Source organism: Pseudomonas sp. PGPPP1 (genome assembly GCF_002255865.1).
GTDB classification, from domain to species: domain Bacteria; phylum Pseudomonadota; class Gammaproteobacteria; order Pseudomonadales; family Pseudomonadaceae; genus Aquipseudomonas; species Aquipseudomonas cremoris.
This window is the reverse complement of sequence record NZ_NKIG01000001.1, coordinates 998,224-1,013,200: the sequence shown is the minus strand read 5'-3', so window position 1 is coordinate 1,013,200 and position 14,977 is coordinate 998,224. Positions and strand designations below refer to the sequence as shown.

General features: G+C 62.1%; 12 protein-coding genes and 1 pseudogene. 4 read left to right on the top strand and 9 right to left on the bottom strand.

Annotated elements, in window-relative coordinates; translation table 11 throughout:
• A pseudogene (locus tag CFE47_RS04610) lies at positions 1-326 on the bottom strand (ribonucleotide-diphosphate reductase subunit beta); the annotation flags it as partial.
• A 324-nt stretch (positions 327-650) separates the two neighbouring features.
• On the opposite strand from CFE47_RS04610, the gene fae reads away from it, so the two are divergent.
• The 4 genes from fae (at position 651) to CFE47_RS04590 (ending at position 5,178) form a co-directional block, all read left to right on the top strand.
• Entirely contained in the window at positions 651-1,163 is a 513-nt protein-coding gene (fae, locus tag CFE47_RS04605) for a formaldehyde-activating enzyme (protein ID WP_286835673.1), read from the top strand.
• Positions 1,164-1,173: 10 nt separating this feature from the next.
• Positions 1,174-2,208 carry an aldo/keto reductase gene (locus CFE47_RS04600; protein ID WP_286835672.1) on the top strand — a complete coding sequence of 345 codons (1,035 nt, stop codon included), beginning with the start codon at positions 1,174-1,176 and terminating at the stop codon, positions 2,206-2,208.
• Positions 2,205-3,638, top strand: a complete 1,434-nt coding sequence (locus CFE47_RS04595; protein WP_286835671.1) for an NAD-dependent succinate-semialdehyde dehydrogenase — start codon at positions 2,205-2,207, stop codon at positions 3,636-3,638. Before CFE47_RS04600 ends, CFE47_RS04595 begins: the two co-directional genes overlap by 4 nt.
• A gap of 163 nt (positions 3,639-3,801) precedes the next feature.
• Positions 3,802-5,178 carry an MFS transporter gene (locus CFE47_RS04590; protein ID WP_185709935.1) on the top strand — a complete coding sequence of 459 codons (1,377 nt, stop codon included), beginning with the start codon at positions 3,802-3,804 and terminating at the stop codon, positions 5,176-5,178.
• On the opposite strand, the gene CFE47_RS04585 is transcribed toward CFE47_RS04590, so the two are convergent.
• The 8 genes from CFE47_RS04585 to CFE47_RS04550 form a co-directional block, all read right to left on the bottom strand.
• On the bottom strand, positions 5,125-6,000 hold the full coding sequence (locus CFE47_RS04585; RefSeq protein WP_286835670.1) for a LysR substrate-binding domain-containing protein: 876 nt from the start codon (positions 5,998-6,000) through the stop codon (positions 5,125-5,127). The two genes, CFE47_RS04590 and CFE47_RS04585, sit on opposite strands and share 54 nt — an antisense overlap.
• Positions 6,001-6,127: 127 nt before the next feature.
• Complete coding sequence (locus CFE47_RS04580; RefSeq protein ID WP_286835669.1) at positions 6,128-7,297, bottom strand: hypothetical protein; 1,170 nt, start codon at positions 7,295-7,297, stop codon at positions 6,128-6,130.
• Between the two features lie 85 nt (positions 7,298-7,382).
• Positions 7,383-9,023: a dipeptide ABC transporter ATP-binding protein gene (locus CFE47_RS04575; RefSeq protein WP_286835668.1), complete on the bottom strand. Its 1,641-nt coding sequence runs from the start codon at positions 9,021-9,023 to the stop codon at positions 7,383-7,385.
• A 2-nt stretch (positions 9,024-9,025) separates the two neighbouring features.
• Positions 9,026-9,862, bottom strand: a complete 837-nt coding sequence (locus CFE47_RS04570; RefSeq protein ID WP_286835667.1) for an ABC transporter permease — start codon at positions 9,860-9,862, stop codon at positions 9,026-9,028.
• Entirely contained in the window at positions 9,859-10,812 is a 954-nt protein-coding gene (locus tag CFE47_RS04565) for an ABC transporter permease (RefSeq protein ID WP_185709930.1), read from the bottom strand. Before CFE47_RS04565 ends, CFE47_RS04570 begins: the two co-directional genes overlap by 4 nt.
• Before the next feature lie 58 nt (positions 10,813-10,870).
• Complete coding sequence (locus CFE47_RS04560; RefSeq protein ID WP_286835666.1) at positions 10,871-12,505, bottom strand: ABC transporter substrate-binding protein; 1,635 nt, start codon at positions 12,503-12,505, stop codon at positions 10,871-10,873.
• 293 nt (positions 12,506-12,798) lie between these two features.
• Positions 12,799-14,025, bottom strand: a complete 1,227-nt coding sequence (locus CFE47_RS04555) for a M24 family metallopeptidase (protein ID WP_185709928.1) — start codon at positions 14,023-14,025, stop codon at positions 12,799-12,801.
• A gap of 58 nt (positions 14,026-14,083) precedes the next feature.
• Positions 14,084-14,965 carry a HalD/BesD family halogenase gene (locus CFE47_RS04550; RefSeq protein ID WP_286835665.1) on the bottom strand — a complete coding sequence of 294 codons (882 nt, stop codon included), beginning with the start codon at positions 14,963-14,965 and terminating at the stop codon, positions 14,084-14,086.
• Positions 14,966-14,977: the final 12 nt, after the last annotated feature.

Sequence of the window (14,977 nt, the reverse complement as noted above, 5' to 3'; positions counted from 1 at the left end):
TTCTGCCAGGCCCAGTCGTACTTGAACGGCACGAGTTGGTTGAGGTCGGCGCGGCAGTTGATCATGCGCTTTTCGTCAACGGCGACGCGGGCGGCGGAGCCTTCCAGCTCGGCGAGGCCTTCGGCGACGTCGAGTTTGTCGAGGGCGGCCTTGGCGCGGATGATGGCGGCGGAGTCGTTGGCGGTCACATTACGCGCTTCCAGCGCGGCAGCAGCGCCAGCACCGTCGAGGCGGTCCATGTTGGCTTCACTGGCGTGGCCGGCGTTGGCGCCCTTGATCACCGCTGCACCGGTGTCTTCGTTGTCGACTTCATCCCAACTCAGCATCGAAATACTCCTTCCTGGTCTGTTCGGACGGTCTGTGAACCCGTCCATAAATGTGCGATTTGCAGGCTTCAAGGCATTGAAATACTGCGCATAGTGTGGTCGGTAAATACCGATACTGCACACTATGTAGTGGTCTGTTTTGTTTGTGGGCACACTATATGGTGTGTAACAAAGATGGTCAACGCACAAGACGGCATCGATCGTCGCAGGGGGGTATGAGAAAAAGTCACAGTCCCATGACTTTTAATGGTTACGGCCGTTTTGACCCCCGGTGCTAAAAATCTCGCCAACAAGCTCCCCATAACAACAACGAGCGTTTGCGAAATGAAAGCACTTGATCTGTACATCGGCGAAGGCTTCGAAGGCCCAGGCGTCAATGCTGCCCACATCAACATCCTCATCGGTCCACGCAACGGCCCGGCCGGCCAGGCGTTTGCCAATAGCCTCGCGTCACCGAGCCAGGGTCACTGCCCGTTCATGGTAATTGCTCAGCCGAACATCCCGGTCAAACCCATGACCCTCTACGTCAACAAGGCTGAAATCAGCAGCGACCTGCACGGCAATGCCACTTGGGGCGCATCCCAGGCCGGTATCGCCAAGGCTGTGCTGGAAGCCTTGCTCGACGGCACCCTGCCGCCGGAAGCCGAGGACGAGTGGGCCATCGTTACCGCCAACTGGGTCAACCCAGGCTGCGATGACCTGGATGCCGTCTACCTGAACAACTACAACGCCTGCCGCACCGCGATCCGCGCCGCCCTGACCGGTACGCCCTACACCGCGCAACTGGCGGATGTGGCCAACCACATCAGCAACCCTTTCTACACGCCTAAGGCCTGAGGAGAATCCCATGCAATACATCCGTTTGGGCAACTCCGGCCTGCAAGTCTCGCGCCTGTGCCTGGGCACCATGAACATGGGCACCCCGGACTGGAAACCGTGGATCTTCGACGAGAAGCAAAGCGAGCCCATCGTCGCCCACGCCCTGGACAACGGCGTCAACTTCATCGACCTGGCCGACTTCTATTCGGCAGGCGTTGGCGAAGAAGTCGTCGGGCGCATTCTCAAGCGCGTGGCGCGACGTGACGACATCGTAGTCACCACCAAAGTCGGCTACGGCACTCGTAGCGGCATCAATGCCAGCGGGCATTCGCGCAAGCACATCATGGACAGCATCGACGCGTCCCTGAGCCGCCTCGGCATGGGTTACGTCGACGTGTTCATGCTGCATTACTTCGACGTGAACACCCCGGTGGAAGAAACCATGTGCGCGCTGAACGACATCGTGCGTTCCGGCAAGGCCCGCTACATCGGCGTGTCGACCATGCTCACCGGCCAGTTGGCCAAGATCCTCATGGCGTGTGAACGCAACGGTTGGGTCAAGCCGATCAACATGCAGTTGCAACTGAACTGCGCGTACCGCGAAGAAGAGCGCGAGATGATCCCGTTCTGTCGCGACCAGGGCCTGGGCGTCTCGGTATTCAGCCCGCTGGCCCGTGGCTTGCTCACCGGCGAAGTGCAGTCCACCCGCAACCAGACCGACTTCTTCACCCAGCAGATGTACAGCGACCAGGCGTCGTTCGACATCGCCCATTCGGTGCAACGCGTCGCCCGCGCCCGTGGCGTGTCCAACGCACAGATCGCCCAGGCCTGGGTCGCCAATCACCCAGGCGTGGATGTGATGCTGGTGGGCGCCGATACCACCGCACAATTTGACAGCGCGCTGGCGGCCCTCGACACCCAACTGGATGCCGAAGAACTCCACGAACTGGAACGCAACTACACCCCGTGCGATGTGATCAACGACTACACCGCCGGCAAACGCATCCTGCGTGCGGCCCGCCCGGGCCTAGACCGTTTCAACCTGATCGAGGCCGTGGCATGAACCCGCTGATCCGTACTGGCAACTACATCGATGGCCAATGGTCCAGCGGTGGGCCGACTTACCCGGTGGTCAACCCGGCCAATGGTGCGCTGATCGTCGAGGTACAGCGCGCCGCCGCCGAAGAAACAGACTTGGCCATCGACGCGGCCAACCGCGCCTTGCCAGCGTGGCGCAAGCTCACCGCGAAGGAACGCAGCCAGCGCCTCAAGCGCTGGAGCGAGCTGATGCTCAGCAACCAGAAGGATCTGGCGCAGTTGCTTAGCCTGGAGCAGGGCAAACCCCTGGCCGAAGCGATGGGCGAAGTGGTCTACGCTGCCAGCTTCCTGGAGTGGTTCGGCGAAGAAGCCAAGCGGGCTTACGGCGACGTGATCCCGAGCCACAAGGCTGATGCGCGGATCATCGTGGTCAAGGAAGCCATCGGCGTGGTCGCGGCGATCACCCCGTGGAACTTCCCTCTGGCCATGGTCACTCGCAAAGTCGGCCCAGCACTGGCGGCAGGCTGCACCATGATCCTCAAGCCTTCGGAGGAGACGCCGCTGTCAGCCTTTGCCCTGGCGGTACTGGCCGAACAAGCGGGCATTCCCGCCGGTGTGTTCAACATTGTCTCCGGCGATGCCGTCGCCATCGGCGGTGCACTGCAAGCTTCCAGCGTGGTGCGCAAGCTGTCGTTCACCGGCTCCACCCGTACCGGCAAACTGCTGATGCGCCAGGCGGCGGACACCCTTAAAAAAGTCTCGCTGGAACTGGGCGGCAACGCGCCCTTCATTGTGTTCGACGACGCCGACCTGGATGCCGCCGTCAAAGGCGCCATGGCCTCCAAGTTCCGCAACACCGGGCAGACCTGCGTGTGCGTCAACCGCTTCTTTATCCAGGACGGTGTGTACGACGCGTTCACTCGCAAACTGGCAGAAGCGGTCAGCGCCATGCGCGTCGGCAGCGCGCTGGACGGCGAAACCGAGCAAGGCCCGCTGATCAACGCCGCGGCCTTGGCCAAGGTCGAAGCCCATGTCGGCGATGCCTTGGAGAAGGGTGCCACGCTGCTGTGCGGCGGGCGTCGCCATGCGCTGGGCGGCACCTTTTTCGAACCGACCATCCTTACCGAAGCCCACGGCGACATGTTGATTGCCCAGGAAGAAACCTTCGGCCCAGTGGCGGCATGCTTTCGCTTCAAGGATGAAGCCGAGGTATTGCAACGTGCCAATGACACGCCGTTTGGCTTGTCGGCCTACTTCTATAGCCGTGACATCGGCCGCGTGTGGCGCATGGCCGAGGGCCTGGAAGCCGGCATGGTGGGTATCAACGAAGGGATCATCTCCACGGAAGTCGCGCCGTTTGGCGGCATCAAGGAATCGGGGTTGGGCCGTGAGGGTTCCAAGTACGGGCTGGAGGATTACCTGGAGATCAAATACCTGTTGATGGGCGGTTTATAGACACAACGCCGACCCCCTGTGGGAGCTGGCTTGCTCGCGAATGCGGCGGGTCAGCCACCTTATGTATCAACTGATTTACCGCTTTCGCGAGCAAGCCCGCTCCCACAGGGGTTGGGGTTTGCCCGCTGTTACTCCGTCAAGAAAAACAATATGGAGAACACCCATGACTGCTCAACCCGTCAAAATCGACGACCTGCCCATTGGCCGTTTTCACCTGAAAATCGCCGGCCTCACCTTCGGTGCACACTTCACCGATGGCTATATCCTCGGCCTGATCGGCATCGCCTTCACGCTGCTTAGCCCACAGATGCAATTGGATGCCTTCTGGCAAGGATTGATCGGCGCTTCGGCCCTGATCGGCCTGTTCCTGGGTAGCCTGTTTTTCGGCTGGATTTCCGACACCCTCGGCCGGCAAAAGATCTTCCTGGTCAGTTTTGTGCTGATCACCGTGGCCTCGGTCATGCAGTTCTACGCTGAAACCGCCATGGGCCTGCTGCTGTGCCGCATCCTGATCGGTATTGGCCTGGGCGGGGATTTCAGCGTCGGCCACGCCATGCTGGCCGAGTTTTCGCCGAAGAAACACCGTGGCGTACTGCTCGGTTCGTTCAGCGTGATCTGGACCTTCGGTTATGTTGCGGCAACATTCGTCGGCACGGCGATGCTCAGCCTGGGCGACGACGCCTGGCGCTGGATGTTGGCGTCTTCGGCCATCCCGGCAGGCTTGATCCTGATCGCCCGGATCGGCACCCCCGAATCCCCGCGCTGGCTGGTCAACCGTGGGCGCATCGCCGAAGCTCGTGCCATCGTCAAGAAGCACCTGGGTGAACACGTGGTGCTGGATGAAGAGCCATCAGCGCAAACCCGTTCCGGCTACGGCGTGTTGTTCAGTCGCGAATACCGCAAGCGCACGGCGTTCAACTGCCTGTTCTTTGTGTGCATCGTGATGCCGTACTTCGCGATCTACACGTTCCTGCCGTCGATCCTGCAAAAGATGGGCTTGTCCCAAGGCTTCGGCACCGAGTTGCTGCTCAACCTGCTGCTGATTGTCGGGGCGTTGATCGGCATCTGGTGCACGGTGAAATTCTCGCGCCGGGGCTTCTTGATCAACTCGTTCATCATCCTTGCGGCGGCGTTGTTCTTGCTGGCGGTACTGCCGGGAAGCATGGCGTGGCTGATGGTGCTGACCTTCGGCGTGTTCACCCTGGTGCTGTCGGCAGTGAGTAACCTGGTGGGCGTGTTCCCGGCAGAAAGCTTCCCCACCGAAGTGCGCGCCAGCGGCATCGGCCTCGCCACGGCGGTGAGCCGCCTGGGTTCGGCCATCAGCACGTTCCTGCTGCCGGTGAGCGTGGCCGGGATCGGCCTGAGCCCGACCATGGGCATCCTCGCCGCGATCCTAGTGTTTGGCGCGATCATCTCGTGGGCCTGGGCGCCGGAGACCAAGTCCCTGACCCTTAACCAGGCATGCAAGGCCGAGGCGCCGCCGCTGTCAGGGGTTGCTGACCTGGCCCAGCCACTGCGTAAACAGGCGAACCTTGGATAAACCAAGCTTGTCGCTGGCCACATCCAGCCAATAGCCATAAGGGCCGATCACTTCCACAGGGGTGATCGGCAACAGGCTGCCATTGGCCAACTCCCGTTCGATCATCTGCCGGTCGATCACCGCCAAGCCACCGCCTGCCAGGGCGGTGTGGATCACCTGGTCCAGGGTGCTGAATTCCAGGCCCTGGCCTGCATCGATATCGTCTCGGCCCATGGCTTCCAGCCAGTTTTCCCACACCTTCAAGCGCTTGCCATCGTGCAGGATATGCAGCAGCGGAAAGCGGCGCAGGTCGGGCGGTTGACCGTCTGTGAACAGCTCCGGGCTGGCCACCGCGATGTGGCGCTCCATCACCAACAACTCACTGCTGCAATGCGCGGCCGGCTCAAGGCCGAAGCGGATCTGGCAATCGATTTCCGCCAGGCTTGCGTGGCTGTTCTGGTGGGTGACGCTGAGGTTGATGTCCGGGTAGCGCTCGCAAAACCGCCGCAGGTGCGCAGATAGCCAACGGGTGGCCCAGGTCGGCGGCGCAACGATGCGCAGGCGCTGGCGCAGGTTGGGTACGCGCACGGCCTGCAAGGCACGTTCGATATGGTCGAAGGCATCGCTCAGGTGCGGGGAGAGGGCAAAGCCGGCTTCGGTCAGGGACAGGCCCTGGGGCGTACGGATGAAGAGGGCGACACCGAGGTAGTCTTCCAACTGCTTGATCTGGCGGCTGACCGCGCCCTGGGTGACGTTGAGGCCGACGGCGGCCTGGCTGAAACTGCGGTGGCGGGCGACTTCTTCGAAGACGCGGAGCATGTTGAGGGAGGGCAGTTGGCGCATGGTTCGGGTTCCACACTTATTATTTTTTTGGTGTTTTTTCTGGCCTCTTCGCGAGCAAGCCCGCTCCCACATTTGGAATGCATTCCCCTGTGGGAGCTGGCTTGCCTGCGAAGGCGTCAGTGGCCTATTAGAAGTAATACCCGATGTTCATGTACAGCTGATTCTCCCACTGGTTGCTACCGCCAGCGCCCAAACTCTGGGTATAGCTGCTGCCACCGATGTACGGGTCGTTCTTGCCGATCAACCACTCCGTGGCCACCCACAGCTTGCTCACCGAAAACGAGGTGCCGAGGATCACCCGTTGCGAGGTCTTGAACGCGTTGTCGGATTTATCGAAGGCGCTGTAGTTGGCATACAGCTTCACGCCGCTGACCTGGTCGAACAGGTACTTGCCGCCCACGTCGTAGCTCAGGTCCGCCACGTACAGGTTGCCGCGGCTTGCGACGTTGAAGGTGCCGTCATAGCCACCCAGGGTCACCACACCGTCGGTGCCTTCGTTGCGCGGCGACATCTGTTGGCGTGCGGCCTGCAGTTGCACGCCCCACGGGCCGTTCTTGCCCAGGTAATGGATGGCCACGGCGTTGCGTCGGCCATCGTTGCCGGTGTCTTTGTTTTCCAGGGTGGAAGTGAGGCCGGACAGGCCGACTTCGGACTTCCAGTCGCCCAGGTCCATGGCCTTGGCGACCCGCACCACCACGGTGTTGCGTTCCTGGTTGTTGCTGCCATCGGCCACGTAGCTGTCGGCCTCGGAGACCACGCTGGAATAGGTCACCCCCTTGCTGGTGCCCTTGCCTTGCCACGCCGGGCGCAGGTAGTAGCCGGCCTGGATATTCCAGTCACCGCTTTGCTGGATGTATTTGGTACCGATCTGCTGCACGTCTTCCAGGCCGATCACGTTGCCCAGGGTTTCGTAGAAGGTGCTGCCAAAGTACGGCTGCAGGCCGAACGGCACGGTGTTCAGGCCCACTTGCACCTGCTGGTCGGGGTTGAACTTGTAGCCGACCCAGGCGAACTTGGCGAACTGGATATCGCCGTAGTTCTTGGTGTACTGGTAGGGGTAGGAGCGCCCGTAAAAGCGGTACTGCGCCTCGCCGATCCAGGTGTCGGAGTTGTACTTGGCGCTGAGGAACGCGGTGTCCAGGCCGAATTTCTGGATGCCGCGATCCGGGTCGTAGTCCCAGCGCGCACGTACCGCGCCGCCGAGGTCGAGGTTGTCGGTGACCTGAATGGCCATGGCCGGTGCCGCAAGGGCGCCGAGCACGGGGATCAGGGCGAAGTAGCCTATGGTTGGTCGCATGGTTTGGCTCTCGTTATTGGTTTATTTTTGGCAACAGCAGCCCGTTGCCGCAGCGAATGCTGCGACGCGGGGGAAAGGGTCGAACTCAGTGCGCGGCGGGGCGGATCAGCCTCAGTGGCGGCCCAGCGGCGGGTAATTCGGATGCTCCGGGGGCGGCGGCAAGCAGCGTTTGCGTGTAGCTGTTCTGCGGTCTCAGCAGCACCTGTTCGGCGGTGCCGTACTCCACCACTTCACCTTGGCGCATCACCGCGATGTGGTCGCTGATCTGCGCCGCCACCCGCAGGTCGTGGGTGATAAACAGGATGCTCAGGTTCAACTGCTTCTGCAGGTCGGCCAGCAGCTCCAGCACCTGCTTTTGCACCGACACATCCAGCGCCGACACGCTTTCATCGGCAATCAGCACTTCCGGGCGCATCGCCAGGGCGCGGGCGATGCCGATGCGTTGGCGTTGGCCGCCGGAGAACTGCCGGGGCTTGCGCTGCAAGGCATCGCGCTTGAGGCCGACTTGCTCAAGCAAATCACCGGCCTCGGCCCACGCATCCTTGGCCGACAAGCCGCGCAATTGCGCGGCGCGCGCGATGATGTCGCCGACCCGATGGCGCGGGTTCAGCGAGCCGTACGGGTCCTGGAAAATCATCTGGATACGCCGCCGGTTCGCCGCCAGGGCCGAACCCTGCAACGCCAGGAAGTCGGTATCGCCCACCCACACATGGCCGCTGTCGCTGTCCACCAAACGAATCGCCGCCTTGACCAGGGTACTTTTGCCCGAGCCGGACTCGCCGACAATCGCCAGCGTCTTGCCCCGTGGCAGGTTCAGCGACACGTTGCGCAGCGCCGCCACCGAGCTGCCGCCGACGTTGTAGGTCTTGGTCAGGTGTTCGATGCGCAAGGCCATTTCGCCGTCCGCACTCGGCACATGCAGTTCGGGGTGCAACGCCGGCACTGCGGCGATCAGCTTGCGGGTGTAGGGATGAGCGGGGGCATTCAAGACCTGATCGCGCTCGCCGATTTCCACCAGCCGGCCGCCTTCCATTACGGCGATGCGGTCGGCAATCTGCGCCACCACGCCAAAGTCATGGGTGATGAACAGGATGCCGTGTTGGCCCCGGCCACGCAGATCACGCACCAGTTTCAACACCTGCGCCTGGGTGGTCACATCCAAGGCGGTGGTGGGCTCGTCGGCGATCAGCAAATCCGGGTTCATCGCCAAGGCCATGGCGATCACCACCCGCTGGCATTGGCCGCCGGAGAGTTGATGGGGAAAGCTGTTGGCGATGCGTGGCGGGTCCGGCAGTTGGGTGGATTCCAGCAGCGCCAGCATGCGTTCACGGCGTTCAGCCGCTGGCATCTGCGGTGCATGGATATCGAAGATCTCTTCCACTTGCTTGCCAATGCGAATCGCCGGGTTCAGCGCCGCCATCGGCTCCTGGAAAATCATCGCGATGCGGTTGCCGCGCAGCGCGCGTAAACGGCGTTCGTCCAGGGTGCAGATATCGTCACCGAGAAAGTCGATCACGCCGCCGGCATGCCGCAGTCCCTTGGCGTAATCGCCCATGATCGCTGCCGACAGCACGGACTTGCCCGAGCCCGATTCGCCGATCACACACAGGATTTCACCTTTGCGCACGTCCAGGCTGATGCCGCTCACGGCGTGGCTGCGGTCGGCGCCCTTGGGCAGCTCGACGCTCAGGTTGTCGACCCGCAATACGGTTTGCTGGCTGTTCATGCTCAACTCCTTGCGCCTTGCTGCGCGTGTTCATCCAGCCCGTCGGCGAGCAAGCTCAGGCCGAGCATCAGGGTGGAGATGGCGATGCAGGGGAAGATCACCAGGTGCGGGAAGGAAATGGCCATGGCGCGACCATCGTTGATCATGCCACCCCAATCCGGGGTGGGCGGCGGCAGGCCGAGGCCGAGGAAACCCAGGGCGCCGATCATGATCGCGGTGTAGCCGATGCGCAGGCAGAAATCGACGATCAGCGGCCCGCCGCAGTTGGGCAGGATCTCCACCAGCATGATGCGCAGCGAGCCTTCGCCCTGGGTGATCGCGCTGAGCACGTAGTCGCGCGAGCGGATGTCGACGGTCAGCGCACGCATGATGCGAAAGATCGCCGGCGCACTGGTGAAGGTCACCGCAATCAGGATATTCAGCGCCGAAGCACCGAGGGCGATGATGATCACGATGTACAACACCAGCACCGGGAACGACAGCACCGTGTCGGCCACATAGGACAGCACGGCGTCCACCCAACCGTTGAAGTAACCGGCGCACAGGCCCATCGCGATGCCCACGGCAAACGCGGTGAGGGTGGCCAGGATCGACCAGAACAACACCGTGCGCGTGCCCCAGATCAGGCGCGAAAGAATGTCGCGGCCGATCATGTCGGTGCCGAGCAAAAAGCGCGCGCCGTCATCGCCTGCCGTCATGGGGGTGAGCAACGGCGTAAAGCTTTCCAGCGGATCATGGGGTGCCAGCCAAGGCGCGCAGAGTGCAATCAGCACCCAGCCGCCCACCAACAACAGGCCGAGCAGGGCCAGGGGATGCTTGAAGGATTTGAGCAGGTTCATTGGCTGCCTCCGCCGAGACTGCGCAGGGTGATGCGCGGGTTGAGCCAGGTGTAGGCCAGGTCCGAGAAGATCTTGCTGATGCCCACCACCACGCCGCTGATCATCGCGCAGGCTTCAATCAGGTAGACGTCATGGTTGAGCGACGCGGTGTAGAGCATCGAACCGAAGCCCTTGTAGGCGAAAAACACCTCCACCACGATCACGTTGGACAGCAACCACGGGATGTACAGCATGATCACCGTGACCGGCGCGATCAGCACGTTGCGCAGGGCATGGCGCAACACGATGCGCGTGGTGGAGGCGCCCTTGAGCCGGGCGGTGCGGATATACGGCGCCTGCATCACTTCCACCATCGATGCCCGGGTGATCCGCGCCAGGTAGCCGATGCCGAACAGGCACAGCACCATCAGCGGCAGTACCAGCTCTACAGCGCTGAAACCGTCGCTCATGCTGCTCACGCCGGGCAGCCAGTTGAGCCAGAACACAAAGATCGCCGAGACGAACACCGCACTGGCAAAGTCCGGAATCGAGGTGGTGACGATCGACAGGAACGACACCAACCGGTCGATCAACGAGCCTTGGCGAATCCCGGCCAGGATGCCCAGGGTCAACGCCACCGGCACCATTACCAGCAAGGCCAGCCCGGCCAGGGTCAGGGTTTGCCACAGGTTGGGCAGCAACAGCTTGAGCACCGGCTCGCGAAAGTACACCGAGGTGCCCCAGTCGCCGGTGACGAAGTCCTTGAGCCACACCAGGTAACGCCAGGCGAACGGCTGGTTGTAGCCGTGTTCCAGCAACCACGCGGCGCGCTGGTCGGCGGCGGAGTAGGGGCCGAGGACGTTGATTGCCACGTCCTCGATATTGAGTTCCAGGGCCAGGAACACAATCAGCGACACCGACAGCAGGGTCGCCAGCAGCATCAGCAATTTGCGCAATAGAAAGTGAGCCATCAGGTGCATGCTCCGACGGGTGATGGGATGCCTGCCCGCACGTGCGGGCAGAGTCGACTCAAACGCTCAGCCAGACATTGCCCATGGGGTAGAAGTCGGAAGGGTGCACTTGGAACCCCTGCACTTTTTTGCTCACGGCGGTGAACTTGTCACCCCAGAACGGCTGCACGATCACACACGCGTCCTGCAGGATTTGCTCCACGCTTTGCATGGCCACGGCCCGCTGTTTCGGGTCGATAATGCCCATGGCCTTGTCCAGGGCGGCATCGAAGGCCGGGTCGCTGTAGTGGCTTTCGTTCCAGGCGCCACCGCCGCGATAGGCCAGCTCCAAGGACATCACGCCCAGCGGGCGATGAGCCCAGTAGGTCAGGCTGAACGCAGCTTTGTCCCAGATCGGCCAGTACTGCGCCGCCGGGACCACTTTGAGGTTGATGCGGATGCCGGCTTCCAGGCAGTTCTGTTGCAGGATCTGCGCGCAGTCCTGCTCGTAGCGGCCCTGGGTGTTGCCGACGATCAGGTCGATGTCCAGGCCCTTGGGGAAGCCTGCTTCGGCCAACAGCTTTTTCGCCGCCGCGACATCGCGTTCGCGCTTGGGCAGGGGGAAGTACTCCGGGTGGGACGGTGCCACGTGGTGGTCTTCACCCAGGGTGCCCATGCCGCGATAGGCGACTTTGAGCATCTGCGCGTTGTCAGCGCACAACACCACCGCTTTGCGCACGCGCAGGTCGGTGAACGGCTTTTGGTCGCAGGCCATGCGCATCACCACGGTTTGCGCCGATTTGCAGCTGAGCAACTGCGCACCGGGCAGGCGCTTCGCCAGGTCCAGCTCGGCCACGGTGACGCGGTACAGCACGTCGACCTGCCCGGCTTGCAGGGCGGCGAGGTGGGTGGACACGTCGGTGCCCATGTCGATGTAGCGCAGCTCGTCGAGGTTGGCGGGTTTGCCCCAGTAGTCGGCGCGCTTGGCAAAGGTCGCCTGCTTGTTCACGGCGAACGACACCAGCTTGAACGGCCCGGTGGCCAGCGGATTCTTTGCCCAGTCATCGCCTGCCTTGAAGCTGCGGTGCACCAGGGCGCAGGTGAAGGCGTTGAGCATCTCCGGGATCGCCAGGATCGGACGCTTGAGCTGCAGGCGGAACTGGTAGTCGCTGACTTTTTCGAAGGCCTTGATGTCTTGGAACGCGGTGCGGTTGACCGACTTGGAGTCGGCAGCGATCCAGCGCTGGATGTTGTGTTGCACGTCGTCGACGTTGAAGCTGTCGCCGTTGCTCCACTTCACGTCCTGGCGCAGGTTGAAGGTCCAGGTGGTGAGGTCTTCGGACGGACTCCAGCTCTCGGCCAGGTAGGGGTGGGTGATGTTGTCGGCGTCGACCCAGGTCAGGTATTCGAGGGAGTTGCGCAACAGGTTCGAGGCTTCGATCCAGGTGATCAGCATCGGGTCCTGGATTTCCTGGATCGCACAGGCAAAGCGCAGGCTGCCACCTTGGCGGGCCGGGGTGGCATCGGCGGCCTGGGCGTCGCTGCCCAACAGGGCCGAGCCGATAAAGGTCGAGGCGCTGGCCACGGTAATGCCCAGCAGGGCGGCGGTACGCAAGAATTGGCGGCGGTTGATCTCACCGCGTTGCACTTGGGCACACAGGTCATTCACGGCTGGATGCGGCAGGCTGCCGTCCAGGGTCGTCAAGTCTTTCATAAGCCTCTCCGGTACTTGCGAATATGCGTTTTTGTTGAACCGCAAGGGTCAGTGGCAGGCGCGATGCGCGCGCCGCCGAGACCGCTGTGAAACCGGCAGAAGAACAAGGCAAAACGAAGTCAGGAGGCGGGCAATGGGATAGGACATAGGGCAGCTCTCATGTTGTTTTTATTAGAGATGCCCGCAGTTTTGTCATTTGCGCAAAGATCGACAAACGACAAATTCTGCGCAGTAACCTTCTATAAATGCATGTTACAGGTCCTTCCCGGGGCCGCCTGTAGTGCTAGACGGGTTCAGCGCGGTAGCAAGCGCGGGTCGAACGGGTAATCGGAGAGCAATTCGATGCCGTGCTCGTGGATATAGATCTGCTCTTCGAGCTTGACGCCTTCGCCGCCGTCGTCGTGGCCGATGTAGCTTTCCACGCAGATGGTCATGCCGGCTTCGAACACACCGTCGTAACCCAGCGCGTCGATGTCTTCGCGGTGCACCACGTAGGGGTATTCACCGGTCATGCCCACGCCGTGCACCAGGGCGAAATAGCGGTTGTTTTTGTAATGGTCGGGAATCTTCCAGGCCATCTCCGCGTACTCCTTGAAGCTGCGCCCGGCCTTGAGCATTTCGACGTTGGTCTGCACTTGCTCGTAGGCGAGCTTGTACAGCTCCTGCTGCTTGGCGGTGGCGGCTTGATCACCACACAGAAAGGTGCGCGAGAAATCGGCGTAGTAGCCGAAGCGTCCGACCACGTCGGTGTCCAGCGCCACCAGGTCACCGGCCTCGATGGGTCGGGTGCTGCATTCCTGAAACCACGGGTTGGTGCGTGGGCCGGAGGACAGCAAGCGGGTTTCCACGTAGTCGCCGTCGGTGGCGATCACGTGCTGGTGCAGGTGCGACCACAGTTGGTTCTCAGTGATGCCGGGGGTGAGCTTGCTTTCCATCAGGCGCACACCGGCTTCGGTGGCACGCAGGCTGGCGCGGATCATTTTCAACTCGTTGGGCACCTTGATGCAGCGTGCGCGTTCCAGCGGCTCCTGTGCGTCGAACACCTGGTAGCCGAGGCGTTGCAGTTCGAAGGCGGCGGCCGAGGTGGCGCTTTCTATGGCGATGCGTTTGCCGCCGCCGCACTTGCGTACCAGCTCGTCGATCTCAGCGGCCCAGTCGGCGGTGACGTTGCCCAGGAAGCTTTCGCAGAAGTAATACGAGATCGCCTTGGCCGGGCGCACTTCGTCTACGGTGTTGAGGGTTTCGGCCAGGTGCAGGCAACCGCCGAATTCGAAGATCACCACCGGGCCTTCCGCCGGGATAAAGGCATAGCGCGCCGGGTTGCGCGCAGAGTACACCTGCATGTTGCGCGAGCCGGTGGCGTAGCGCATGTGGGTAGGGTCGAAGAGCACGCACGCAGCGTAGTCGCGTTTTTTCAGTTCGTTGCGAACCCGTTGCAGGCGGTCCAGCTGGATCTGCTGAATCTCGTCATGGGTGGGTTCACAGTCGGCGGGGTTGCGGTTCGGGCCGGACAGACTCATGGGGTGTTCCTCGCAGGGCAAATACGGTTTTTTAGTTTTTTGGGGGGGCGGCGGTGGTTCAGTCGAGCAACTGGTCACTGCGGACCAGGTTGCGTTCGGCTTGCAGATGGGCTTCGGACAGGCGTCCGTAAAGCTGCTTGGTGCGTTGGGCGCGGCCGATGATCCCAGGCTTTTCCGAGTAGGCGAAAATCGCCGTGTTGCGCTCGGTGGCGCCCTCGACACGGGTGACCCGGTGCACCGAGAAGCGGCCCTTGAAGATCTGCAGGTCACCGGGGTTGAGCGCCAGCTCCTGCACCCGCGAGCGGTCTTCACCGCGCACCACCTTGCCCACGGCGCCGAGGTTTTCCTGGCTGCGGGAGCGGATCATCGGCGCGTATTCGAACAGGCCGCCAGCCTCGGGCTTCTGGGTCATCATGCTGACGATGAATTCGTTGGTGTCGAAGTGCCAAGGCTGCTCGGTGCCTTCGGGCATCACGTTGATCACCAGCCCGGCGAAGGGGTCGGCGTATTCGAAAATCTCCGGTTCATCCAGGCAGGCGCCGATAAAGCGTTTCATCATCGGCGACACGTACAGGCGATGGATGATTGCGTCGGGGGCGATCATGTCGCGGGTCACAAAGCCGCTGGTGCGCTCCATGAACGTGCGACGTGGGTCATCCTGGGGCAGTGTGGTGTCGTCTTCGGTGAAGTAGGCGTTGACCTTGCGCACCGAGAAAAACGTCTTGTCCGACAGCGCCAGGCCTTCCAGTCGCGCCTGTTCCAGCGCCTCGGGGCGCAGGAAGTTCTTCAGCAGGCAGCAGCCGTCTTCGGCCAATTCGGCGCGAGCATGTTCGATCAAGGCCTGCAATTGAACATGGCCCGAATCATGTATGGGATAAAGTTCGGTATTAATAATGTCGCTGATATCGCCGGTTTCGGCATCGGCAAGTTTAAGACTCATACAAGGCTCCTG

Coding starts and splice junctions, on each gene's coding strand:
- CFE47_RS04555 (WP_185709928.1), bottom strand. CDS start 14,025: ATGAGTCTGTCCGGCCCGAACCGCAACCCCGCCGACTGTGAACCCACC.
- CFE47_RS04600 (WP_286835672.1), top strand. CDS start 1,174: ATGCAATACATCCGTTTGGGCAACTCCGGCCTGCAAGTCTCGCGCCTG.
- CFE47_RS04565 (WP_185709930.1), bottom strand. CDS start 10,812: ATGGCTCACTTTCTATTGCGCAAATTGCTGATGCTGCTGGCGACCCTG.
- CFE47_RS04550 (WP_286835665.1), bottom strand. CDS start 14,965: ATGAGTCTTAAACTTGCCGATGCCGAAACCGGCGATATCAGCGACATT.
- fae (WP_286835673.1), top strand. CDS start 651: ATGAAAGCACTTGATCTGTACATCGGCGAAGGCTTCGAAGGCCCAGGC.
- CFE47_RS04585 (WP_286835670.1), bottom strand. CDS start 6,000: ATGCGCCAACTGCCCTCCCTCAACATGCTCCGCGTCTTCGAAGAAGTC.
- CFE47_RS04570 (WP_286835667.1), bottom strand. CDS start 9,862: ATGAACCTGCTCAAATCCTTCAAGCATCCCCTGGCCCTGCTCGGCCTG.
- CFE47_RS04590 (WP_185709935.1), top strand. CDS start 3,802: ATGACTGCTCAACCCGTCAAAATCGACGACCTGCCCATTGGCCGTTTT.
- CFE47_RS04580 (WP_286835669.1), bottom strand. CDS start 7,297: ATGCGACCAACCATAGGCTACTTCGCCCTGATCCCCGTGCTCGGCGCC.
- CFE47_RS04595 (WP_286835671.1), top strand. CDS start 2,205: ATGAACCCGCTGATCCGTACTGGCAACTACATCGATGGCCAATGGTCC.
- CFE47_RS04560 (WP_286835666.1), bottom strand. CDS start 12,505: ATGAAAGACTTGACGACCCTGGACGGCAGCCTGCCGCATCCAGCCGTG.
- CFE47_RS04575 (WP_286835668.1), bottom strand. CDS start 9,023: ATGAACAGCCAGCAAACCGTATTGCGGGTCGACAACCTGAGCGTCGAG.